Origin of the sequence: Amycolatopsis vastitatis (assembly GCF_002234595.1) — a bacterium.
In the GTDB taxonomy this organism is placed as follows: Bacteria; Actinomycetota; Actinomycetes; order Mycobacteriales; family Pseudonocardiaceae; genus Amycolatopsis; species Amycolatopsis vastitatis.
Genome location: NZ_NMUL01000030.1, coordinates 61,825 through 84,778, shown reverse-complemented (window position 1 = coordinate 84,778; position 22,954 = coordinate 61,825). Strand labels below are relative to the sequence as shown.

Sequence of the window (22,954 nt, the reverse complement as noted above, 5' to 3'; positions counted from 1 at the left end):
AGCGGTGGGCAGCCGGGCCGGGTGACCCGGCCGCCCACCGGATTCGGACGTTCAGCTCGGCCGGTGAGCACCGGCCGGAGGGATCAGCACCAGCCGCAGCCGATCCACTCCCAGTTGCAGCCCTGACCACCGTGGGTCAGGCCGTGGAACCCCCCGACGAGGGTGGCCATCGGACGTTCGTAGGTTCGCATCGGATGTTCTCCTTCCTGTTGTGGTCAGCACTCCGTGCCGCAGGCGATCCACTCCCACTGGTTGCCGCAGGGGCCGTTGGTGGTGGCGTGGAATCCCCCGATCAGGGTCGCCGTCGGACGTTCGTAGACACGCATCTGTGATCAACCTCCGCTGTGGTCAGCACCTCGATTCCCCACAGAAGACCCATTCCCAGGTACGGCCGCAGTTCGAGTTCGTGTGCACGTGGAATCCACCGATCAGCGTGATCGTCGGACGCTCGTAGCTCCGCATGGCTTGCTCACCTCCTTTCCTCGATTCCGTTGGCGGACAGGGACGATCAGCGCGCTCCGATGCGGCCGCGATGCTGCCGGATCAGAGTGGAGAACCGGCCGAAGCTGCCATCCCGGCCGAGGTGGAACTGCGCGACCACCTCGCCACCGGAAATCTCGAAGGCCAGCGGGGCGTCCACGTCCAGGGCGCGCAGGATCGCGTCGGCCTCGGGATCGCGGAGCACCCGGGCGCCGGTGCCGGCGAGCGCCTGGTGAACGGGGTCGCCGTCGTCACCGCCAGTCACCAGGAACACCGTCCGGCCGGGCGTGACGTCGGCCGGCTCGATCAGCCGGGCCTGCCGCAGCGAGGACGCGTCTCCCTCGGCGAACGCGGCCGCGCTCAGCTCGGGACCGGCGCCGATCCGGCCGAACACCGCCGCGGCCTCCGCCGGGAGCGGGCCGTTGATCCGGCGAAGCGGCTTGCCGTCGTGCTCGACCGGGATCAACTTCCGGAAGTCGACAAGCATGACGAGCAGCCGGGACACGAGGAAGGTCAGCAGCAACAGCCACACCCCGATCCCGCAGAGCAGCAAGGTGTTCACGCGTGGCCCTCCTTCCGGCTGAATGCCTGCATGCGCTGGAAGATGTTGGTCGCGAACGGAAGTCCGAGCACGATCGTGGCGAGCCCGACCGCACCCATGACCGGCTCGACGCCCGGCGCGACGGGTGTGGCGAGCAGGCCGATGGTCGCAGCCGTCACCATCCCCACGGCCCGGAACGGTGTCGCCCACGAGAGCTGCGACTGCCCGAACAGGCAGCCGCAGGCGAAGCGGTCACCCCGCCGCAGCGCCGGGACGGAGACGAGGACGAAGCTCACCGACAGCAGTCCCGCCACGACGCATCCGGCCGTGGCGAACGGCGCCGGCAGCAACAGCAGGACCGTGGTGGCCAGCTCCGCCACGCCCAGCGCATAGCCGAACGCTCGATGGGGCTTCTTGAGCACCCGGTAGCGGACGGCGGCGACGGCGATGCCGTGCGGCCCGGACAGCTTGCTCAGTCCGCCGAGCGCGAACAACGTCGCCAGGACGATGCGCGCCGCCAGCACGCCCACACCGGGCAGCGGTTCGAGACTTTCCATATCGTTCCGAGTCCTTTCCCTGCCGTGCCGGCCGTTCTCCGGCCCCGCCGAAGGCTGCCGTGAACTGCGGCGATGCCGCCATGGGCGTGGGACGGCCGAATACGGAGGGCCGCGCTGACCTCGCTGGATCGGCGCGGCGTCCCACGGCGGTGGAACGCGGGACAGCGGCGGCGAACCGGCCGGAAACACCCCCACGGGAGCAGGTCGTGGCATTCTGGACATCGGGACGGAAACATTCCGTGGGGGGATGGATGTCGGAGCATGATTCAGGCCGTGATTTCGCCACACTGCTCGAAGCGCTGAAAGCGCGGTCGGGACGCAGTTACCACGCGCTGGCCGGGCGGCTCGACCTCAGTCAGTCGACGCTCCACCGGTACTGCACCGGCCGGAAGCTGCCGCCGGACGTACGGATCGTGACGCGGCTGGCCCGGGTGTGCGGCGCGAGCGAGGCCGAGATGAGGACACTGGTCCGCGCCTGGCACCTGGCCGACGCGGTACGGCAAACCCCGGCGGCCACTGACGGCGGCAGGGAACACGTCCCGGTCAACCCTTGGCGCAACGACCTTCCGCGGGACGTGAGCGACTTCGTCGCCCGGCAGGGGGAACTGTGCTGGCTGTTCGACGGCCTCGAGTCGGACGGCCCGGCGAACGTGAAGGCCATCGACGGAATGGCGGGCGTGGGCAAGACCGCGCTCGTCGTCCACGCCGCGCACCGGCTGGCCGACCGTTACCCGGACGGGCGGCTGTTCCTCGACTTGCGCGGCCACACGGCCGGCATGCCGCCGATGAGCATCGCGGACGCGTTGGCGGCGCTGCTGCGGGCAGCCGAGGTGCCGGACGAGTCGATCCCCGCGCCGTTGGAACAGCGGGTGTCGCTCTGGCGGTCCACTTTGGCCGGACGGCGCGCACTGGTCGTGCTCGACAACGCCGCGGACACCGCGCAGGTGACGCCGCTGCTCCCCGGCGAGCCCAGCTGCCTCACCCTGATCACGAGCCGGAGCCGGCTGACCGATCTGGACGCCGTCGGCACGCTCACCCTCGACGTGCTGGAGACCGGCGACGCCGTCGACCTGTTCGACCGGGTCATCGGTCCGGCCGCGGGCCTCCGCGACCACCTCGCGGTGGCGGAGACCGTCCGGCTGTGCGGCCACCTTCCGCTGGCGATCCGGATCGCGGCCGCACGACTGCGGCACCACCCGGCCTGGACCATCGACCGGCTGAACCGCGGCCTGCGCACCGAGCACCGGCGGCTGTCGGAACTGCAGTCGGGCGGGCGCAGTGTCCAGGCGGCATTCGGCCTGTCCTACGGCAAGTTGACCTCGCGGCAGCAACGCATGTTCCGGCTGGTCGGCCTCCACCCCGGCGCCGAAATCGACGCAGCGGGCGCCGCGGAACTGGCCGACGTGCGGCTGGAACAGGCGGATCATCTGTTGGAGGAGCTCGTCGACGCGCACATGCTGCACCAGATCGGCGCCGACCGCTACCGGTACCACGATCTCGTCCGGGCCCATGCTCGCTCCCTGGCCGCTACCCGAGAGCCGGAGCGGGAGGCCGCCATCCGGCGGCTGCTCGACCACCTGCTCCGCGCGGCCGACCGCGCCGCGACGCTGCTGGAGCCCAGCAGACGCCCGGAACGACTGGCGCCGGCCCGTGAGCCCAGGTACGCCCCGACTCTCGGCGATCGGCAGGAGGCGCTCGACTGGCTGGATCTCGAGCGGACGACTCTCGTGGCCACGGTCGAACTGGCGCAGCGGACCGGACACCACCGGCACTGCTGGCAACTCGCGCGGGCGCTGTGGCACTTCTTCCTCCTGCGCGGCCACATCGAGGACTGGCTGCACACCCACTCGCTCGCGCTCGTGGCCGCGCGACACACCGGCGACCGCATGGCCGAGGCGGAAACCTTGAAAAACCTCGGTATCGCGACGTGGCTGAGCGGCGATACCGAGACGGCCATCGCGCAGCACGAACGGGCACTGGCGATCGACCGTGAGCTCGACGACCCGTGCGGTGAGGCGAAGACGTTGTCCCATCTGGGTTTCATCCACAACCGGACGGGCGATCACCCACGCGCCGTGGAGCGGTTCAGCCGTTCCGTGCTGCTCTACCGGCAGCTGGGCGATCTGACCGGGATCGGCCGCGGGCTCGCCGGCCAGGGGGACTCGATGCGGCAGATGGCCGAGCGGACGGACGCGCTGCCGCTGCTGGCGGAGGCGCTGTCGCTCAGCGCCGAATGCCACGACCGCTGGGGCGAGACCCTCGCGAGCACGGCACTCGGCTTCCTCCGCCTCGACGACGGCCTCACGGATCCGGCCCGTCGCTACTTCGAGCGGGCGCTGTCGATCAGCCGTCAGACCGGAGACCGGTGGGGCGAGGCGTTCTCCGGCGCCGGCTTGGGAGCGGTGCACCTGGCCGGCGGCGAGCGGGAACGCGCCCGGCAGTGCTTCGAGCAGGCCCTGGCTGTCAGCCGCCAGAGCGGCGACCGCAGGAGCGAGAGCCTGGCCGTCGAGGGCCTCGGGGCCTGCGTGACGAGTCGCTCGGCGTGGTCCGGCATCAGGCGGATATCCGGGAATCCCCCGGATATCCGCGGCCTGCACGCCTTGTAGCGTCCGGGCCATGGCTTTCCGCATCGGCCCGCCGCCACATCGGTCGTACTGGTGGGGCCTGGCCGCCATTCTGGCCGCGGCCGGGGCGATGTCCGTGCTGTACGTGGCCGATCCGGTCTTCGCCAACGCCCACACGCTGAGCGAGTACATCCACCAGCCGAGGAAGTGGTCCTTCCTCGGCGCCCTGCTGCTCCTGGTATTCGGTTCGGCGGTGGCGCTCATCCGAACCGTGCGCGGCCGGTCGCTCCGCGGGCCCTGCACCCGGCCGCTGCTCGCGCTCTGGACCGCCGGCCTCGCGACCGCCGCCGCATGTCCGATCGACGCGGGCCGTCCGAGTCCGGTGGGAACGGTGCACAACCTCGCTTCGGTGATCGCCTTCCTCTCGCTGCCGACGGTGGCCCTCATCGCCGGCCGGCACTACCGGCGGCATCCCGAGTTCTGGCGGCCGGCGGCGCTCGTCCGAATCCTCGGTGTGGTGGGCTTCGTCGCGGTCACGGTGTTCCTCGTGACGTTCTTCGGTGTCAGCCCGCAGCTGGTCGGCGCCACCGAGCGCATCGCCGTTCTCGTGGAGCTCTGCACGCTGGTCGTGCTGCTGCGGTGGTCGTGTCATCCGGCGGACAGCCTCGCCCCGGCCGGACCGTCGAGAACTCGCCGATGTGCCGACTGACGACGCTTGCGCGCCCGGGTTCGGAGTGGCCCGAGCGGATGGAGTCACCGTGGCGCGGTAACGCCCGTTGGCGTCGGTCACCGGCTGCGCGTCGAATTCGCCGCAGAAGCCGTCGGTGCAGTAGGCGATGCCGACGGTCACGCCGGCCACCGGCTTGGCCGCGCCGGTGAGCCGGCCGCTGAGGTGGCGGGCAAAGCGTGACCACGGCGGTGTCGAGTGGTCACCAGGCAATGGGGAGTGCGACGGGCCCGCGTACCGCCATGCCGCTCTTCCAGATCAGTTCGGCCTCGGGAACCGCCAGCTGGAGCTCGGGGAAGCGGGTCAGCAGCGCGGTGAGTGCGGTCTGGATGTCCATTCGGGCCAGTGGGGAGCCGAGGCAGTGGTGGGCGCCGTGCCCGAAGCCGAGCTGAACCTGGGCGTCACGGGTGATGTCGAGCCGGTCGGGGTCGGGGTACCTGCGCCGGTCGCGGTTGGCGGCGTGCTTGGCCAACAACACCGGCTCTCCTGCCCGGACCGCCCTCGACGGCGCCGGGCATCAGGTCGGGACAGGACCGCAGCAGAGCGAGCTGTCCGGGTGGGGCAGCAGGGGACCTCAGCCGAGCGACACCGCCGGCTCGGCGGCCCCGCGGACCGGCGCCCGCCGCCGCAGGGCCCACTCGGCCACGACGAGGTTGATCACCCAGCCCGCCGCCATCAGCATCGCCCGGGTGAACTCGCCGGGCACACCCACCAGCAGAGCCCACGGGACGTGCGTCAGCACCTGCGTGCCCGCGCCCAGCCCGATCGCGTACCCGCGGGTCATCCAGACCCGGTGGCGGCGAACGTCGCGCCGGCGGATCGCGAACGTGGCCAGGACGATCGACACGGCCATCGCCGTGCCGAAGAACAACCGGAACACGGTGAGGAGGTCGCCGTCGCCCGGCGGAAGTTCGGAGAACAGCGTCATCCACAGGCCGGACAGGGCCGCGACGAGCCCGCAGGGCACCAGCAGCCGCCCGGCGACCCGGTGCCAGCGAGGCCGGCGCCGGCGCAGCGCCGGCACGAACTGGAACGCTCCCAGGACACAGAAGATGCTCGCGCCGAAGATGTGCAGCACGACGGGCAGCGGCATGGCGAAGAACCGCGCGTTGTCCGCGGTGACACGCGCGCCGCCCGCCAGCTCGGCCACGCGCGCGGTCCCGGCGGCCACCGGGACCGCACTGAGCAAAAGCAGTCCCGCCGGGACGAGCCACTCCGGTCTTTTCTTGGATAGCAAGGGAAAACCCCTCTCGGAGGTCATGCGCGGACGTCTTCGACCAGCATGACGGCCGGCGGGTCGCGGCTCATCGGCATTAGGGCCGCACCTCAACCAGTCCGAAGTACGGCCCGGCTCTAGTACTTTCGGCGCGGCGCGGGCGCCGCATTGCGGACGCGGCGGGTTTCGTAGGCCCAGATGGCGATCTCGACGCGGTTGCGGGCGCCGAGCTTCGCCATCAGGCTCGCGATGTGGGTCTTGACCGTGCTCAGCGTGATGTAGAGCTCCTCGGTGATCTCGCGGTTGGTCCGCCCGCGCGCCACGCTGAGCAGGACCTGTTCTTCGCGGTCGGTGAGGGGTTCGACGGGCTGGATCGGCGCGCCGGATCCGGTCCCCGCGAAGGCGTCGAGCAGCCGCGCGGTGACGCTGGGCGCGATCAGGGCGTCGCCGGTCGCGGCGGCGTGGACGGCCTGGGCGAGCAGCTGCGCGCCCGCGTTCTTGAGCAGGAACCCACGTGCGCCCGCCCGCAACGCCGCGTAGACGTACTCGTCGAGATCGAACGTGGTGATGACGACGACGGCGAGGGGGTCCTCGACACCGGGGCCGGCCAGGCGGCGGGTGGCCTCGATGCCGTCGGTGCCGGGCATGCGGATGTCGAAGAGGCACACGTCGGGGCGCAGGCGCCGCGCCAGCTCGACGGCCGCCTCCCCGTCGGCGGCCTCGCCGACGACCTCGATCTCCGGCTGGGCGTTGAGAATCATCGTCAGGCCGGTGCGGACGATCTCCTGGTCGTCGGCGACGAGCACGCGGATGCTCATGCCGCCGCCCCGCGACGGGGCAGAACGGCGGTCACGGTCCAGCCCCGGCCCGGGTTCGGGCCCGCTTCGCAGGTCCCGCCGAGCAGGCCGGCCCGCTCGATCATCCCGGCGACCCCGTAGCCGGGTGACGCCGCCGGGCGCACGAGGCCGGGCTCCCCGTCATCGCTCACCCGCAGCCGCACCGACGTGTCGTCGGCGGTGACCCGGACCTCGATCCGGGTCACGTGCCGGGCGTGGCGCCGGGCGTTCGTGACCGATTCCTGGGCGAGGCGGTAGATCGCGCTCCCGATCTGCGGCGGGAGGTCGCCGAGGTCACCGGAGACCGTCACGTCGACGGACGGGCGGGTCCGACTCGCGAGCTTCTCCAGGTCGTCGATCCGCGGGTTCGGGGCGAGGTCGGCCGGCTCGTCGCGGCGCAGCACGCGGACCATGGTGCGCATCTCGTCGAGGGCGCGCGCCGCCTCGGCTTCGATCAGGTGCAGCGCTTCGGCCGCGGCTTCCGGCTGCGACGGCATCATCGCGAGGCCGGCCTGCGCCCGGATCGCCATCGCCGAGACGTGGTGGGCGACCGTGTCGTGCAGGTCCCGGGCCAGCCGTTCCCGCTCGAGCAGCTTGGCCTGGTCCAGCTCCCGCAGCCGCGCCCGGGCCCGGTACCGCAACGCCGCGGCCAGCGTGACGGTCGCGAACAGCACGACCAGCCCGCCCACCGCATCGGCGACGCTCTTCTGCCCGAGGGCGACCGACAGGCCGGTCTCGGGCAGCACGATCCCCAGCCCGAGCACGATCTCGCGCCCGGACCCCCACCGAGCCAACGAATACGGCAGGAGCAGCAGCCCAGCCATCGCGTACGCCGACGGGGCGGCACCGCCGGTCAGCAGCATGACCACGGCGGTGGTGCCGAACGAGGCCAGGAACATCGGGAACGGCCTGGTCCGGCGCCACAGCAAGGTCGGCACGAGTGCGGCGACGACGATCACGGACAGGACCCGCCAGGGCATGTCGGGCCGGAACAGGCCCTCGAGCGCCACGGCGAGCCCGAGCACGCCGAGCAGCGCCCAGTCACGCCACACCCGCGACGGCGGATCGGGCGGCCGGGGTTCGTCCCACAGCGAGCGGAGCACAGCGTTCACCCGCTGATGGTACGAAACGACCGGCCGGCCCAGATCGCCCGAAAGTACGACTGCGGCGCGCCCGGCCGGCAACAGGTCGCCGGCTTGGCCTGCCTGCGTTCAGCGACGAGCCGAAGCCGCAGGCCGGACGCACCGTCGAGCGCGGCGACCTCGAGCACCTGCCGGTCAAGCTGGGAAGATCGCGGGCCCCGGCGAAACCGGAGCCCACACCCACCTACGGCCGGATGTGAGCCGGTACCGCCCGCCAAGCCGTTCCCTGCCGGACGGCCGCGTGCGGGCCCGCCCAGGCGACGCCAGTGCCTGGTTCGGCAGTACGTGCGTCCCACTGCTCCGGCGGACGGCGCCACACCTCGTTCGCGGCCTCATGGACGGCGTCGAGGGGGTTGTCCTCGTCAGGGTCGAGGCCGGTTTCGAACCATTGGACGAGAAATCGCCAAGGCTACGGGCCTGCAGCACAACCACCGGCGGGTCGTGCGCGCAGCACCGGCGGCAGGGCCTGGCCGAGAGCCTCTTCCAGCGCCGCCACGTATTCCTCACGCACCGGTCCGGCCGAACCCTTCCCCGGCGTGCGCTCGGCACCAGTCGGAAAGGACATCGGCCATCCTTACCACGTCGTTTCTGTGTCAAGCGGACTCGGCCGGCGCGCCTGGGCCGGACAGGATCTCCCCGCCGGGTCATACTGGGTCCGTGACGACGGGGCCTCTGATCACCGGAGTGGACGACACCGGCAACGGTTCGGCGCGGCGCCGCCGGGTCGATCCCGAACGCCGGGCCCAGCTGCTCAAGGACCTCGAAGAACTCGTGCTCGCCGAGGGTTTCCTCGCGCTGAGCATGGACGATCTGGCGCACCGGCTCCACTGCTCGAAAGCGACGCTCTACAGCGTGGCCGGGAACAAGGAACAGCTGGTGGTGGCCCTGACGAAGGGGTTCTTCCGGCAGGCGACCGAACAGATCGAGCACGCCGTGGCCGAGGTGGCCGACCCGCGGCTGCGCATCCCGGCCTACCTGTCGGGGGTCGGCCGGGCGATGAGCCGGTGCTCGACCCAGTTCTACGCCGACATGATCGGGCTCCGGTCGACCGCGAGCATCTACCGGACGAACTCCGCGGCCGCGGCCCGGCGCGTTCAGGAGCTGATCGCCGAGGGCGTCAAGGAAGGCGCGCTGCGGTCGATCGACGGGAACTTCGCCGGGCAGCTCGTGGCGCTGGCCATCGAAGGCGTCCAGTCCGGCGTGCTCCTGCAGGGCGGCCTGAGCGCTGGTGAGGCGTACACCGAAATGGCCGATCTCCTGCTGCACGGGCTCAGCGCACCACCGGCTTGAGGGTCAGCGGCTTGAGGGTCAGCGGATCGACGATCCGATGGAGATGCCGCCGTCCACGTCCAGGACGACGCCGGTGATGTAGCCGGCGGCTTCGGCGGCCAGGAACGCCGCGGCCTCGGCGATGTCCTCCGGCTTGCCGGTGTGGCGCATCGGGATCTTGCCGGTGAGCTTGTCGCGGGCGGGGCCGTTCATCGAGGCGAGCATGGGGGTCTCGATGAGGCCGGGGGCGATGGCGTTGGCGGTGATGCCGTGGCGGGCGCCTTCGAGGGCGAGGGTGCGGGTCAGGCCGACGATGCCGGCCTTGGCGGCCACGTAGTTGGCCTGCCCGAAGTTCCCGCGCCACGACATGGACGAGAAGCTGACGATGCGGCCGTAGCCCTGGCGCTTCATGGGCCCGAACGCGGCGCGCGCGCAGTGGAAGCTGCCGGTGAGGCTCACGTCGAGCACCGCGTGCCAGTCCTCGTCGGTGATGTCCTCGGCCCGGTTGTCGCGGATGATGCCGGCGTTGTTGACCAGGACGTCGAGGCGGCCGAAGTCCTCGACGACGGCGGCGATCCAGGCGTTCACCTGGACGGAGTCGGTCACGTCGACCACGTCGGCGCGGAGTGGACCGGCCAGGGCTTCGGCGTTGACGTCGGCCACCGCGACAGTGGCGCCTTCGGCGGCGAACCGGGTCGCCATGGCGAGGCCGAGGCCCTGGGCGCCACCGGTGATGGCGACGACGCGTCCGTGGTAGCGGTTCATCGGTTGTCTCCGGTCTCGAGAAAGTCTCGCAGGGCGTCGGCCACCGAGCTGGCCGGCCAGTTGTCGGCGAAGGTGGCGAGTTCCTCGCGCAGGGCGGGTTCGGGCGCGACGCCGTCGATGCGGTGCAGCAGCGTCTTGAGCCGCTGCTGGGCCGGACTGGCACGCTCGGCCAGCTGACGGCAGATCCGGTCGGCCGTGTCGTGCAGATCCGCTTCGGGCACGATCGCGCGGATCCAGCCGGTGCCGGCGAACGCGGTCGCGGGCAGCAGCTCGCCGGTGAGCAGGAGCCAGCGCGACAGCCCGCGCCCGACCGCAGCGGGCAGCCGGACGCTGGATCCGCCCGCCGGGACGAGCCGGCGGGCGAGGTGACCGTCGCCGATGAGCGTGGTGTCGGCGGCGACCACGACATCGCAGGCCAAGGCGAGTTCGAGACCACCGGCGACAGCGTGGCCGTGCAGCACGGCGACCCACGGTTTGGTGGCGGCCGCGATGCGGCTGAAGCAGGCCGAGACGTCGGTCAGGAAGCCGACGGGGTTCTCACCCCGGTCGTGCAGGTCCAGGAACTGGTGGAAGTCGCCGCCGGCGCAGAAGCTCGGCCCGGTGCCCGCCACCGCGACGACCGCGGTGGCGGGATCGGCCTCGGCGCTGGCGATCTGCTTGTCCAGGGCTTCGATCAGGGTGACGTCGAGGGCGTTGCGCCGCTCGGGCCGGTTGAGCGACAACCACCGGACAGCGCCGCGTTGCTCGACGAGCAGCGGTTCGGTCACCGTGTCCCCGCGGTCAGTTCGGCTCGCCGCCGGCGCAACAGGTACCGCTGCGTCTTGCCACTGGGTGTCTTGGGCAGGGCGTCGATGAAGTGGACGGTGCGCGGGTAGGCGTGGGCGGCGTAGCGGGTCTTGACGAACTGCTGGAGTTCCGTGGCCAGCGCCGGCGAGGCGTCGTGGCCGTCGCGGAGGACGACGTAGGCCTCGATGACCTCCCCGCGGACGTCGTCGGGTGCGCCGACGACGCTGCACTCGGCGACGGCGGGGTGCTGGGCGAGGACGCTCTCGATTTCGAACGGCCCGATGCGGTAGCCGGACATGATGATGACGTCGTCGTCACGCGAGGAGAAGAAGAAGTCGCCGTCGGCGTCGAACCGCCCGGCGTCGCCGGTGAGGTACCAACGCCCGTCGGCGGTGAACTTGGCGTCGCTCTGCCCGGGGATCTGGTAGCCGCGGAAGGTCATCAGCGGGCTCGCGGCGACGTCGATGGCGACCCGGCCGAGCACGCCCGGGTCGACGGGCTCGTCCTTGTCGTCGGCGAGGACGGTCAGGCTCCAGCCGGGCACCGGCCGGCCCATCGACCCGGCCTTCAGGGGACGGGCGAGTTCCGGATGGTGGTGGTTGGCCAGCGGCATGCCGACCTCGGTCTGGCCGAAGTGGTCGTGCACGGCGAGACCGAGCGCGGCGCGCGCCCAGTCGTTGACCTCGGGAGTCAGCGGCTCCCCCGCGCTGGACGCCCGTTCCAGGCTCAGCCCCCGCGGCACGGGCACCGAGGAGGAGCGCAGCCCCCGGTACACCGTCGGGGCGGCGGTGAAGTCGGTGACCGAGTGCTCGAGGAGCGTGCGCCACATCGTCTCGACGGAAAATCCGCCCGCCAGCAACAGGCTCGGGACGCCGGCGGCCAGCGGAGCGACGATGGCGGAGTACAGCCCGTAGGCCCACCCCGGGTCGGCAGCGCACCAGTAGCTGCTCTCCGGGGTGACACCCAAGGCGTACTCGAGGTAGATCTGCCAGCCGGCGATGTAGGAGACGGGGTGGATCACTCCCTTGGGCTTGCCGGTGGTGCCGGAGGTGAACATGTGCACCAGCGGCCCGTCCCCGCTCGTCGTGACCCGGGGCACCGGCTCCGGGGACGCGGCGGCGGCCAGGTCCGCCAGCTCCGCGCGGGTGACGACGCGGCGGTGAGGGTCGTGCGGCAGGTCGGGGCCCGGGTCGAGCTTGTGGCGCTGGTCGGGGTCGACGACCACGACGTGCGCGCCCGAGCCGTCCAGCCGCAGGGCGATGGCCTGGGGCGCGAACGCGGTGAACAGCGGGACGTAGACCGCGCCGAGCCGCCAGATGGCGAGGACGAGCGTGACCAGGTCGGTGCTCTTGCCCATCAGGGTCGCCACCCGGTCGCCGGGTCCGACGCCGAGCCCTTGCAACGCCCGTGCGTAGTGGTGTGAGCGTGCTGCCAGTTCTCCGTAGGACAGCGTGAAAGGCTCGCCGTCGACGACGGTGAACGCGACGCGGTCGGCGGGGTGCCGGTCGCACAGCAGCCACGCCACGTCGAGGAGGGGTGCGCCGAATTCCGCGGTCAGCTCGGCGACCCGGCCGGCGGCGCTCACTGCTGCCCCTTCCGGTCGATGATCGGCAGGACGAGGCGGCTGGGGTGCTCCGGCCCGTGATGGATGCGGTTGATCGCGGGCACCATCTGCGCTTCCGTCTCGCGGGCGATGACGCCGCCGGTGTTGGTGTTGCGGTCGTAGCGCGGGAAGTTGCTGCTGGAGACGTCGAGGCGGACGCGGTGCCCGGGCAGGAAAACATTGGACGTGGCGGTCAGGTCGACGGTGATTTCGTAGACCGTGCCGGGATCCATCGGTTCTTCCGTGGCGAGGCCGTTGCGGTAGCGGGCCCGCAGGATCCCGTCACACAGGTTGATCGCCTTGCCGTCGGGGAAGACGTCGACCAGCTTGGCGGTGAAGTCGGTGTCCACCGCCGACGACGACACGAACAACTTCAAGGAGACCGGTCCGGTGACCTCGACGGGCTCCTCCAGCACGGGACCGGTGAAACACAGGACGTCCTCGCGAGCGGCGACGGTCCGCTGGTCGACCGGGCCGCCGAACCCCGGGGTCATCGGCAGGCACGCCCCGCCGGCCGTGGGCACCGGGCGGCGCGGGTCGTAGAGGTAGGTGTCGTGCTCGGCGACGGCCGCCGGCTCGGTGGTCAGCACGCCGTCGCCGCCGGCGGTGTTGGCGTGACCGGCGCTGCCGAGGTGGAAGTCGGTCCACTGCGTGTCGGGCAGCGGCCAGTCCTGCTCGTCGCGCCACTGGTCGATGCCCATCACGAAGATCTTCACCGGGGCCACGCCGTCCAACGCGGTGGTGTCGCCCTTGACCCAGTGGTCGAAGAACTTCACGTGCAGGTCGGTCAAGCCCAGGAGCTGGGCCGTGGCCATCGGGCCGAACGACCGGTCGGGATAGACGCCATCCACGGAGAGGTGATCCCACGGACCGATGATGAGCCGCTGTCCCTCGCGCGCCTGCTCGCTGCCGGCGTTCCGGCGAGCGGCGGTGAAGGTGCGGACGGTCTGTCCGATGTAGAGGTCGTACCAGCCGCCGATGTTCAGCGCCGGGGCGGTGACGTTCTTGAGCTCGGGCGTGAGCTCCATCGCGTCCCAGTACTCGTCGTGGGACGGGTGGGCCATCCAGTCGTCCCACCACTTCCCGTACGCCGCCAAGACCGGGACCTCCGCCGTCGGCAGCACATCGTTGAGGGACTCCTGGGTCAGCAACGCCTGAACCAGCTCCTGCACCTGGGGCAACGAGCCTTCGCCGAGCGCCAGCGACCGCTGTGCGTCGGCCGTGTACATCATGGCGTTCCACAACGTGACCAGGCTCAGCGAGAGCGCACCGCCCGCGGAGTACCAGGGAGCCTCGTAGTTGTCGATCGAGGTGACCGACGGCGCAATCGCTTTCAGGGCGGAAGAGCCGGTCGCGGCGGCTTCCCACTGGACCATCCCCAGGTAGGACGCCCCGTACATGCCCACCGTGCCATCCGACCACGACTGACCGGCGATCCAGGCGAGAGTGTCCTCGCCGTCGGTGCGATCGGCCATGTGCGGAACGAACTCACCTTCCGAGCGATGGGTACCCCGGCAGTCCTGCACCACCACCGCGTAGCCGGCCTCCAGGAAAGCGAGGAAGTCGGGCATGACCGATTGGGTGATGCCCATGACGTCCTTGCCGTACGGGAGACGCACCAGCAGTGTCGGCCCCTCGCCCTCGGCCAAGCGCCACACGTTGGCCGCCAGGGCGACGCCGTCACGCATCGGAATCCGGACATCTATGTCGTATACGTGCGGCATTCGGCGCTCCTCGACGAGCTGAACGGCGGGTTCGAATGAGGGTACGTTAGACAGCACGTCTGTACCCTGTCAATGTACCCACCTCGGAAAGCGACAGGCCCCTTCAAGGCCGCTCACTCGAGGCGGTCCGACCGCGACCGCGGCTATTCGCCGCCGCGTGCGTTCCAGACGAGTGGTGCCTTGCGGATCCAGGCGCCCCGTGGCAGGCCGAGATGGCCGGCCTCCTCTCCAGGCGCACCGGGCTGGATCCCGACACCGCCCTGCGCCCGGGTCTTGCCGCCGGAATCGCCCTCGCCGCGTTCCAGACCGGGCTGCGCCGCTGGGGGGACAGCGACGGCACCCAGACCATGGACGAGCTGGTCGACCAGGCTTTCGCGATGATCACCCCGGCCCTCGACTTCAGCACCGGCCCGAGCTGACCCTCGCCCGCGGCGAGGAAGGACTCAGAGGAACCGACGGCATGTCCGAAGAGGCAGACTTCCCCGGCTCGTGTTGACGGTCCCGGTCGCCGGTCCGAAGATCCGGCCCGACGAAGCTCGGAGGTGGAACCGGCCGGGCGAGGAGGAATTTTCGTGACTGGCAGGACGAGCATCCCGGCGGTGCGGTGGCTTATGTCCTTGGTGCTGCCGACGATCGTGCTGGTGGCGGCGTGCGGTTCGGTCCGCGTGGCCGGATCGGCGGCCCCGGCCACGACCGGCCCGGTCGCTTCGGCGGCGAGTGACCCGACCACGTCGTCCCCGGTGCCGCCCGCCAAGACGCCTGCTGCGGCCGTCGAGCGGTGGGTCACCCAGATCTTGACCGAGCAGTACACGGAGGCGTGCCTGTCCAGTGCTCCCGCGCTGCCCGCGGGTCAAGACCCCGAGTCCCTGTGCAAGAAGCCGGCGGCCTTGGCGGGCGCCAAGTCGTTGCACGACGCATGGGCGAAGCCGGGCGTCGAATTGCCCCCAAAGGGAACGGTCGAGGTGGCCGACGTGACGGCGAAAGGCGACCGGGTCACCGTGCCTGACACGGCGGTCACGCTCGACGGCCGCACCTTGCGCAGTCTCGAACTCGTCGGCGCCACCGGCGACACCGGCTCGTTCAGCCTCAGCCTCAAGGTGGAGAAACGCGGAGGAGCTTGGTACGTAACGGGCTTCGACCTCAAGGCTTGACGCGGCCGTCAGTGGAACTCGGGCAGGACGTGCTCCTGCCAGCCGCGGAAGAAACCCTCGTGGTCGGCGCCGACCTGCTGCACGTAGATCTCGTCCACCCCGGCGTCGACGTACTGGCGGACGCGTTCCGCGTGGGCCTTCGGGTCGTCGCCGCACACGATCGCCTCCCCGACGTCGTCGCGCGGCACGAACGACGTCGCGGCTTCGAAGTCCTCCGGCCGCGGCAGGATCTGGGCGAGCTGCCCGGGCAGGACGTCGTTGGGCCACAGCCGGTGCGCCCGGTCCAGCGCCGCTCCGGCGTCGGCGTCCCAGCAGACCTTCATGCCGGCCTGCACCGGCTTGTCGCCGCCACCGGCTTCGCGGAAGGCCCGGACCAGGTCGGCGTCCGGCACGACCGTGCAGTACCCGTCGCCGATCCGGCCGGCGAGCTTCGTGGCCTGCGGCCCGAACCCGGACACGTAGATCGGCACCGGCTCGGCCGGCACGGTGTAGATCCGCGCGTCCTGCACCTCGTAGTGCGTCCCGTGGTGACTCACCGCTTCGCCGCGCGCCCCCGCCGCGTGGAGCTTGCGGATGACGTCCACGGCTTCCTCGAGCATCTCCAGCCGCTGCCCGGCCGAGGGCCAGGGGTCGCCGAGGATGTGCTCGTTCAGCGCCTCCCCCGAGCCCACGCCCAGCACGAACCGGCCGTCCAGCTGGACCGCGGCGGTGGTGGCGGCCTGGGCGAGCACCGCCGGGTGGATCCGCACGGTCGGGCAGGTGACCGCCGTCGTGATCGGCAGCGAAACGGCCTCCGACAGGGCACCGATCACCGACCAGACGAACGGGCTCTGGCCCTGGGCGTCGTTCCAGGGGTGGAAGTGGTCCGAGATCCACAGTCGCCGGAACCCGGCGCGCTCGGCCGCGCGGGCCTGGGCGACGAGCTCGCGGGGACCGTACTGCTCGCACGAAAGGAAGTAGCCGATCGACGTCATGCCGGCCGGATACCCCGGCCGCCCGGCCCGCACACACCGCGGCGGTGAAACAGCCAGCGCACGGGACGAATGCCCCATCAGTGGCGTGATCGCCGTGCTCACCCTGCGCCCTGCCGGTGCCGCCGTTAGCTTCGGTTCCGTGCTCAGATTCGGTGTGGTGGCCGTGTTGTCGCTGCTCTCGCTCGGCGTCGCCGCGCTGGCCATGGTCGCCGGGCCGTGGTGGTGGCTGCTCGCCGTACCGCTGCTCCTGCTCGCCGTCGTGGGGTGCTGGGATCTCGCGCAGCGCCGGCACTCGGTCCTGCGGAACTACCCGATCCTCGGGCACCTGCGGTTCCTGCTCGAAGCCGTGCGGCCCGAGCTGCAGCAGTACTTCGTCGAACGCAACTTCGACGGCCGCCCGTACGACCGGGACATCCGCAGCATCGTCTACGAACGCGCCAAGGGCACCGACGCCGAAGAGCCGTTCGGGACCGAACGGGACGTCTACGCCGACGGGTACGAGTCGCTGGTGCACTCGATGGCCCCGGTGGCGCCGCCCGACGATCCGCCGAAGGTCCGGATCGGCGGACCCGACTGCACGAAGCCCTACGACATGGCGCTGCTGAACGTGTCGGCGATGAGTTTCGGCTCCCTGTCCGCGAACGCGATCCTGGCCCTCAACAAGGGCGCCGCGCTCGGCGGGTTCGCCCACGACACCGGCGAAGGCGGGCTGTCGGAGTACCACCTGCGGCACGGCGGCGACCTCGTCTGGGAAATCGGCACCGGCTACTTCGGCTGCCGGACCTCCGACGGCGATTTCGACCGAGCGGAATTCGCCGGCAAAGCCGCGCACGACGCCGTGAAGTGCGTGTCGCTGAAGCTGTCCCAGGGCGCGAAACCCGGCATCGGCGGCGTGCTGCCCGGCGGCAAGGTGAACGCGGAGATCGCCCGCGTCCGCGATGTCCCCCAAGGCAAGAGCGTCATCTCCCCGCCCTACCACCGGGTGTTCTCCACACCGCGGGAGCTGGTCCGGTTCATCGCCGGGATGCGCGAGCTGGCGGGCGGCAAGCCGACCGGGTTCAAGCTCTGCCTCGGGTCGCGACGCCAGTTCCTCGCCGTCTGCAAGGCCATGCTCGCCGAGGGCGTCACGCCGGACTTCATCATCGTCGACGGCGCCGAAGGCGGGACCGGCGCCGCGCCGCTGGAGTTCGCCGACCACATCGGGACCCCGCTGACCGAAGGCCTCATCACCGTCCACAACGCACTGGTCGGCACCGGCCTGCGCGACCGGATCAAGCTCGGCGCCAGCGGCAAGGTCGCCACCGGCTCCGACATCGTCAAGCGCCTCCTGCAGGGCGCCGACTACACCAACGCGGCGCGGGCGATGATGTTCGCGGTCGGCTGCATCCAGGCCCAGCGCTGCCACACCAACCGCTGCCCGACCGGCGTCACCACTCAGGACGCCCGCCGCGCCCGCGCACTGGACGTCGAAGACAAATCCCTGCGGGTGGAACGGTTCCAGCGCGCCACGGTGACCGGCGCGCAGCAGATCATGGCGTCGATGGGCGTCCGGTTCCCCGCCGAGCTGCGGCCGCACATGCTCCGTCGCCGCGTCGATCCCCACCAGGTGTTGTCCTACGCGGAGCTCTACGACTGGCTCGCACCTGAGCAGCTGCTGGCCGAACCCCCGCGGGACTGGGCGGAAGACTGGGCCGCGGCCGATCCCGACCGCTTCACCGTCTGATCAGCCGCGGTCTCGCCAACAGGGCGTTCGCGACGTCGTCGCCGTCTATGCTCGGCGGGTGGCGATCGACTCCCCCGCTCTGAAGACCCGCCGGGCAGCGCCCCGGGACTGGATCCCGCGATGGTCGTCGACCGCCGCCCTGCGCGCCGTCCGCGCCACTCTGGTGGTTCCCGTCCTCTTCGCGTTCAGCATCACGGTGATCGGCGACCTGCAGGTGGCGACGTTCGCCGCCTTCGGCGGGTTCGCCACACTGGTCATGGCGTCGTTCGGCGGAGGTCGGCGGGACAAGCTGCGCGCCCACTTCGGACTCGCTGTCACGGGCAGCGTCCTGCTGATCATCGGCACCGCCGCCAGCGCGTCGCTGCCCCTGGCGGCGGTCGTGACGCTCGTCGTCACCTTCCTGGTGCTCTTCGGCGGAGTCGCGGGACCGAACGCGGCGGCCGGCGGCGTCGCCGCGCTGCTCGCCTACGTCCTCCCGGCCGCCTCCCCCGGCACGATGAGCATGGTGCCGGCCCGCCTCGGCGGCTGGTGGCTGGCCTCGGTGGTCGGCACCGCGGCCGTCCTGCTGCTGTCGCCCCGGTCGCCCGCCACGGCCCTGCGGGACGCGGCGTCGCGAGCGGCCGCCGCGCTGGCCGACCACCTGGACGCGGCCCTGCGCGGCAGCGCGGACGTGGCCACGGCGCACGAGGCGGCGGTCGAAGCCAAGCACCACCTGATCGACGAATTCACCGCGACGCCCTACCGCCCCACCGGGCTGGCCGCCGAAGACCAGGCCCTCGACAACCTGGTCGGCCTGCTCGAGTGGTGCGCTTCGGTCATCGCCGACACCATGAGCGAATACCCCGACCTGAGCGGAGCACCCGAGGTCGAACGGGAGCTCCTCACCGAGACCAGCGCCGGCCTGCGCGAGGTTTCCCGGCTGATGGCCGGTCGGCCCGGCTCCTTCGACGCCGGCGAACTGGACCGCAGGATCCAGGCGAGCGTGGAACGGCTGCGCGCGCTGGGATCCGGCGATCCCGGCTACGTCGACGCGGTGCACCTTTCCTTCCACGCCCGCACCGGCGCGTTCGCCGTCCGCGAAGCGGTGACCGAAGCCCGCGCCGCGGTGCCCGGCGGACGGCGGACGCGCTTTCCCGGCCGGCTCTCCATGGCCTCGCTGGCCCGGGTCGCTTCGCCGCACACGAGCCTGCGGTCGGTGTGGTTCGTCAACAGCCTGCGCGGCGCGGTGGCCCTGACCGCGGCGGTCGTCGTCGCCGGGGCGAGCGGTGTCGAGCACGGGTTCTGGGTGGTGCTGGGCACGTTGTCCGTGCTGCGCGGCAACGCGGCGGCGACCGGGTCGACCGCGCTGCGGGCGCTGATCGGCACCGCACTCGGCGTCGTCGTCGGTGCGTTGCTGCTGCTGGTCATCGGCACCAGCGCGCCCGCGCTGTGGATCGCCCTGCCGATCGCGGTGCTGGTGGCCGGCTACGCGCCGGGCGCGCTGCCCTTCACCGCCGGCCAGGCGGCCTTCACCGTGACGGTCTCGGTGCTGTTCAACCTGCTCGCACCGGCCGGCTGGCAGATCGGTGTCGTGCGGATCGAGGACGTCGCGATCGGCTGCGCGGTGTGCCTGGTGGTGGGCGCGCTGTTCTGGCCCCGCGGTGCCAGGGCCGTGGTCGCCGACGACCTCGCCGACGCGTTCCGCGCCGGCGGCGCGTACCTGTCGGCGGCCGCGAACTGGGCGCTCGGCCTCCGGCACGACCCGCCCTCCCCCGTCGCGGCGACCGCGGCCGGAGCACGCCTCGACGACGCACTCCGCGGGTTCCTCAGCGAGCAAGGCACCAAGCACGTCCCCAAGCCCGACCTGTGGCGGCTGGTCATGGGGACCGTCCGCTCGCGGCTCACCGCGCACTCACTGGCCGGGCTCCCGAACCCCCACGTCGAGCCGGACCCGTTCCGCCGGCTCCTCGGCGACCAGGCGGGCCAGCTCGCCGCCTGGTACGACCACCTGGCCTCCCGCCTGGACCGCACCGACCACGGCGACGTCCCCATGCTCGCCCCGCCCGCCTTCCCGGACCTCCTCCAGCAGCCCGGCGCCTCGGTGCGCGACCTCGCCTGCGCGCTGTGGGTCAACGAGCACATCAAGCACATCTCCGCCCGTCTCGCCGAACTCGTCGATCCGGCCGGCGTGGTGGCCGCCCAGCGCCATCGTCCCTGGTGGCGGTAACGCGCGCCCGCTGACACCGCACCGAGCCGTCGCCGAAGAGCCGACTGCCATCTCGAGCGGGACCTCGCCGCCGCGCAGCGGATCCGGACCACCCGACCGGCCGGCGGCCCGTACTCGTCGGCCAGTACGCCCAGGACACGCTTGCCGTCCTGGGCCGAGGCCACGTCGGGCTCGCGACCACCCACGCCTCGCGGGCTTGGCCGATCCAGGCGCGTCAGGCGAGGTCGACGACCTCGTGCATGCCCTGCCGGCGATTCATCGCGCCGGTCACCCGGGTGACCGTCCTGCGCGGCAGCAGGCGCGCGGTCCAGGTCATGGCCCGGTTCAAGGCCCGCATCACGGGACGGCCCGGGTAGGACACCGCACGCCGCCGGGCGTAGTCGTCGAGTGTGCGGGCCGCGACGGTGGCCGGCGCGTCGGCGACCGAGTGGATCGTGGCGGAGGTTCCGTCGAAGAAGCCGGTCGCGATCGGGCCGGGGTGCGCGGCCATGACGTGGACACCGGTGCCGCGCAGTTCCTCGGCCAGCGCTTCGGTGAAGGAGAGCACGAACGCCTTGGTCGCGGCATAGCTGGCCTGGTAGGGCATCGGCTGGAAAGCCGCGGTGGAGGAGACGTTGACGATGCCGCCGGAACCGCGGGCGACCAGTTCGGCCCCGATCGCGTGGGTCAGCGCGAGCAGGCCGCCGACGTTGAGCGCGACCGAACCCAGCTGCGGCTGGAGCGGACGGCCCAGGAACGGGCCCGCGCTGCCCATGCCGGCGTTGTTGAGCAGCAGGTCGACGGTCAGGCCGCGGTCGCGCAGTTCCCGCAGGATCCGCTCCGGGCCGTCCGCGGCGGCGAGGTCGGCGACGATCACCTCGGCGTCCGGCCCGCCGTGCTGTTCCCGGATGTGCGCGGCCAGCTCGCGCAGGTCGCTTTCCGAGCGGGCCAGCAGGATCACCCGCGCTCCCCGGCGGGCCAGCTCCACCGCGTACGCCCGCCCCAACCCTTTGGACGCACCGGTCACGAGCGCGGTGATGCCGTGGTAGCCGTCTTTCACAGGACCTCCCAATAGTTCAAGTCTCGAAGCAACGCTAGCATGATCTTTCAAGTCTTGAAGCATCGGTAGGATGGCGGCATGACCGCGCCCGATCTCCACGCGGCGGTCGCCGCGACCTACGACATCTGGATGCGGACCGTCGACCTGACCGGGCCGGCACTGGCCGAGCACCGCCTGACCGCGGCGACGTTCCAGGCCCTGTGGGTGATCGACCCCGCCGAGCCGCCACCCTCGATGAAGGTGATGGCCGAGCGCCTCTACTGCAACGCCTCGAACCTGACCTTCATGACCAACCAGCTCGTCGACCGTGGCCTGGTGGAGCGCACCGTGGACCCGGCCGACCGTCGCTCCCGCGTCCTGGTCCTGACCGCCAAGGGCCGCCGGGTCCGCGACGAGGTGCTCCAGACCACCCTCGGAAAAACCCCGCTGGCGGCACTGAGCAACAGCGAACTACGGCAGCTCACCACCCTGCTGAACCGCGCCCTTCACCCCGGCTAGACCGGCCATCCGGGCTGCCCTATGCCGAAACGTTCGGCGAAGAGATCGCCCACGGGGTGGAGGATTTCTCATGAATCGCAAAGGAATCGTTCGTAAGGCCACGCTGACCGCATTCGCCGTCGCACTGGGGTTCGCCGGTACCGCGCCGGCACTGGCCGCGTCGGCCGGCACGCCGATCCACACCACCGCCGATCTGAACGGCGACGGTACGCCGGAGGACGTGGTTTCCTGGCAGGCCGGTCGCGGCGACCAGGTGGTCTCGGCGATCGTGAACGGCCGGCGCACGTCGATTCACCTGCCGGCCGACGGCCGGGTCGGCATCCTGCCCCCGCGGGTGGCCGACCTCAACGGCGACGGCCGGGCCGAGTTGCTCGTCGCCACGTCCTTCGGGGCCGACACGACCACCTTTTCGGTGCTGCACTTCGACGGCCGGAAGCTGAGCCGGGTCGTCGGCGCCGACCACAGGCCGTTCTCGGTCGCCGAAGGGGGCGGGACAGCCGCGCACCTGGGCTACATGTGCATGGCTCCCGGGGGTGACCGGCTGTTCGTGACGGTCGTGTCCTCGGCGGACGACGTCGCCCTCCCGGCCGACGAGATCACGTACACGGGTACTCGCACGATCTACGCGCTGCGCGACGGCGCGCTGAGGGTGCTCGAGGAGGACGCGTTCGCGGGCCGCCCGACGTCGGACACGATCACGATGGTGTACGCGCCGAGCTGCGTCTGAACCGGTCCGTCCTTTTTGGATGATTGAAACTCGCCGCAGCATTGCCGGGCATGACTGCCACCAGGAGTCTCCTCACCGGGTGCCGGCCAAGCCGTACTCGCGTGGACGTCGGGTCACGGGGAACGGCAACAACGCGCATTCGGCGCGAGTGCGGCCGCGGCGGTCGACCGCGGCCAGCGGCCCCGTACGACTCCCTCCGCGACTCTGGACCCGCCGGGTACGGTCGACCGCTCGAAAGCCGTCGTGCTGGCCGCCGCGCGGGCGGCTCACCCTCGGCATCGACCTGCCGCTCGACAACGACTGGGCCGAGCAGCGCAGCGTTCCGACCTCGGCCTCTCCTCGTGGAGCGGAATTCCGCGTTCTGCCGCACCACGACCGCGCTTGACCGGTCAGACCGGCAGTTCGACGACCACCAGCGCACCCCGC

At 71.5% G+C, this 22,954-nt stretch carries 21 protein-coding genes and 1 pseudogene; 9 read left to right on the top strand and 13 right to left on the bottom strand.

Annotated features, from left to right (window positions below; genetic code table 11):
* Positions 1 to 508: 508 nt before the first annotated feature.
* Positions 509 to 1,042: a hypothetical protein gene (locus CF165_RS27225; protein ID WP_093950414.1), complete on the bottom strand. Its 534-nt coding sequence runs from the start codon at positions 1,040 to 1,042 to the stop codon at positions 509 to 511.
* Positions 1,039 to 1,578, bottom strand: a complete 540-nt coding sequence (locus CF165_RS27220; RefSeq protein WP_158226841.1) for a MauE/DoxX family redox-associated membrane protein — start codon at positions 1,576 to 1,578, stop codon at positions 1,039 to 1,041. Before CF165_RS27220 ends, CF165_RS27225 begins: the two co-directional genes overlap by 4 nt.
* A gap of 251 nt (positions 1,579 to 1,829) precedes the next feature.
* Between CF165_RS27220 and CF165_RS27215 the strand changes: the two genes are divergently transcribed.
* Entirely contained in the window at positions 1,830 to 4,184 is a 2,355-nt protein-coding gene (locus CF165_RS27215; protein WP_158226840.1) for an ATP-binding protein, read from the top strand.
* 10 nt (positions 4,185 to 4,194) lie between these two features.
* Entirely contained in the window at positions 4,195 to 4,851 is a 657-nt protein-coding gene (locus CF165_RS27210) for a DUF998 domain-containing protein (protein WP_093950412.1), read from the top strand.
* Positions 4,852 to 5,071: 220 nt separating this feature from the next.
* On the opposite strand, the pseudogene CF165_RS27205 reads toward CF165_RS27210, so the two are convergent.
* The 5 genes and pseudogenes from CF165_RS27205 to CF165_RS51300 form a co-directional block, all read right to left on the bottom strand.
* Positions 5,072 to 5,356: pseudogene (locus tag CF165_RS27205) on the bottom strand (cytochrome P450); the annotation flags it as partial.
* An 87-nt stretch (positions 5,357 to 5,443) separates the two neighbouring features.
* Positions 5,444 to 6,058, bottom strand: coding sequence for a DUF2306 domain-containing protein (locus CF165_RS27200; protein ID WP_240521814.1), 615 nt, complete (start codon positions 6,056 to 6,058; stop codon positions 5,444 to 5,446).
* A 164-nt stretch (positions 6,059 to 6,222) separates the two neighbouring features.
* Positions 6,223 to 6,903 (bottom strand): response regulator, encoded by a 681-nt coding sequence (locus CF165_RS27195; RefSeq protein ID WP_093950409.1) that lies wholly within the window; start codon positions 6,901 to 6,903, stop codon positions 6,223 to 6,225.
* Complete coding sequence (locus CF165_RS27190) at positions 6,900 to 8,033, bottom strand: sensor histidine kinase (protein ID WP_093950621.1); 1,134 nt, start codon at positions 8,031 to 8,033, stop codon at positions 6,900 to 6,902. Before CF165_RS27190 ends, CF165_RS27195 begins: the two co-directional genes overlap by 4 nt.
* Positions 8,034 to 8,472: 439 nt before the next feature.
* Positions 8,473 to 8,628, bottom strand: coding sequence for a hypothetical protein (locus CF165_RS51300; RefSeq protein ID WP_158226839.1), 156 nt, complete (start codon positions 8,626 to 8,628; stop codon positions 8,473 to 8,475).
* Between the two features lie 92 nt (positions 8,629 to 8,720).
* Here CF165_RS51300 and CF165_RS27185 point away from each other — a divergent pair, with 92 nt between their 5' ends.
* Positions 8,721 to 9,353: a TetR/AcrR family transcriptional regulator gene (locus tag CF165_RS27185; RefSeq protein ID WP_093950408.1), complete on the top strand. Its 633-nt coding sequence runs from the start codon at positions 8,721 to 8,723 to the stop codon at positions 9,351 to 9,353.
* An 18-nt stretch (positions 9,354 to 9,371) separates the two neighbouring features.
* Here the strand turns inward: CF165_RS27185 and CF165_RS27180 are convergent, their stop codons facing one another.
* Genes CF165_RS27180 through CF165_RS27165 form a run of 4 tightly spaced genes read right to left on the bottom strand, consistent with a single transcriptional unit; the run spans position 9,372 to position 14,210 of the window.
* The gene (locus CF165_RS27180) at positions 9,372 to 10,097 is read right to left on the bottom strand and encodes an SDR family oxidoreductase (protein ID WP_093950407.1); all 726 of its coding nucleotides are present in this window, start codon (positions 10,095 to 10,097) and stop codon (positions 9,372 to 9,374) included.
* Positions 10,094 to 10,864 (bottom strand): enoyl-CoA hydratase/isomerase family protein, encoded by a 771-nt coding sequence (locus CF165_RS27175; protein WP_093950406.1) that lies wholly within the window; start codon positions 10,862 to 10,864, stop codon positions 10,094 to 10,096. Before CF165_RS27175 ends, CF165_RS27180 begins: the two co-directional genes overlap by 4 nt.
* Positions 10,861 to 12,468: an AMP-binding protein gene (locus CF165_RS27170; protein ID WP_093950405.1), complete on the bottom strand. Its 1,608-nt coding sequence runs from the start codon at positions 12,466 to 12,468 to the stop codon at positions 10,861 to 10,863. Before CF165_RS27170 ends, CF165_RS27175 begins: the two co-directional genes overlap by 4 nt.
* The gene (locus tag CF165_RS27165; protein ID WP_205660992.1) at positions 12,465 to 14,210 is read right to left on the bottom strand and encodes a CocE/NonD family hydrolase; all 1,746 of its coding nucleotides are present in this window, start codon (positions 14,208 to 14,210) and stop codon (positions 12,465 to 12,467) included. Before CF165_RS27165 ends, CF165_RS27170 begins: the two co-directional genes overlap by 4 nt.
* Before the next feature lie 59 nt (positions 14,211 to 14,269).
* Between CF165_RS27165 and CF165_RS53480 the strand changes: the two genes are divergently transcribed.
* Positions 14,270 to 14,629 carry an acyl-CoA-like ligand-binding transcription factor gene (locus tag CF165_RS53480; RefSeq protein ID WP_276209744.1) on the top strand — a complete coding sequence of 120 codons (360 nt, stop codon included), beginning with the start codon at positions 14,270 to 14,272 and terminating at the stop codon, positions 14,627 to 14,629.
* Positions 14,630 to 14,782: 153 nt separating this feature from the next.
* Complete coding sequence (locus tag CF165_RS52815) at positions 14,783 to 15,361, top strand: hypothetical protein (RefSeq protein ID WP_240521813.1); 579 nt, start codon at positions 14,783 to 14,785, stop codon at positions 15,359 to 15,361.
* Between the two features lie 8 nt (positions 15,362 to 15,369).
* On the opposite strand, the gene CF165_RS27150 is transcribed toward CF165_RS52815, so the two are convergent.
* Positions 15,370 to 16,335 (bottom strand): TIGR03557 family F420-dependent LLM class oxidoreductase, encoded by a 966-nt coding sequence (locus CF165_RS27150; RefSeq protein WP_093950619.1) that lies wholly within the window; start codon positions 16,333 to 16,335, stop codon positions 15,370 to 15,372.
* Positions 16,336 to 16,420: 85 nt separating this feature from the next.
* Between CF165_RS27150 and CF165_RS27145 the strand changes: the two genes are divergently transcribed.
* Positions 16,421 to 18,058, top strand: a complete 1,638-nt coding sequence (locus tag CF165_RS27145; protein WP_093950618.1) for an FMN-binding glutamate synthase family protein — start codon at positions 16,421 to 16,423, stop codon at positions 18,056 to 18,058.
* A 58-nt stretch (positions 18,059 to 18,116) separates the two neighbouring features.
* On the top strand, positions 18,117 to 20,264 hold the full coding sequence (locus CF165_RS53475; protein WP_093950403.1) for an FUSC family protein: 2,148 nt from the start codon (positions 18,117 to 18,119) through the stop codon (positions 20,262 to 20,264).
* A 214-nt stretch (positions 20,265 to 20,478) separates the two neighbouring features.
* Here the strand turns inward: CF165_RS53475 and CF165_RS27135 are convergent, their stop codons facing one another.
* On the bottom strand, positions 20,479 to 21,303 hold the full coding sequence (locus CF165_RS27135; RefSeq protein WP_205660991.1) for an SDR family NAD(P)-dependent oxidoreductase: 825 nt from the start codon (positions 21,301 to 21,303) through the stop codon (positions 20,479 to 20,481).
* 78 nt (positions 21,304 to 21,381) lie between these two features.
* On the opposite strand from CF165_RS27135, the gene CF165_RS27130 reads away from it, so the two are divergent.
* Together CF165_RS27130 and CF165_RS27125 are read left to right on the top strand one after the other, a co-directional pair.
* Positions 21,382 to 21,801 carry a MarR family winged helix-turn-helix transcriptional regulator gene (locus CF165_RS27130; protein WP_093950401.1) on the top strand — a complete coding sequence of 140 codons (420 nt, stop codon included), beginning with the start codon at positions 21,382 to 21,384 and terminating at the stop codon, positions 21,799 to 21,801.
* A gap of 70 nt (positions 21,802 to 21,871) precedes the next feature.
* On the top strand, positions 21,872 to 22,528 hold the full coding sequence (locus CF165_RS27125; RefSeq protein WP_093950400.1) for an FG-GAP repeat domain-containing protein: 657 nt from the start codon (positions 21,872 to 21,874) through the stop codon (positions 22,526 to 22,528).
* Positions 22,529 to 22,954 lie beyond the last annotated feature (426 nt).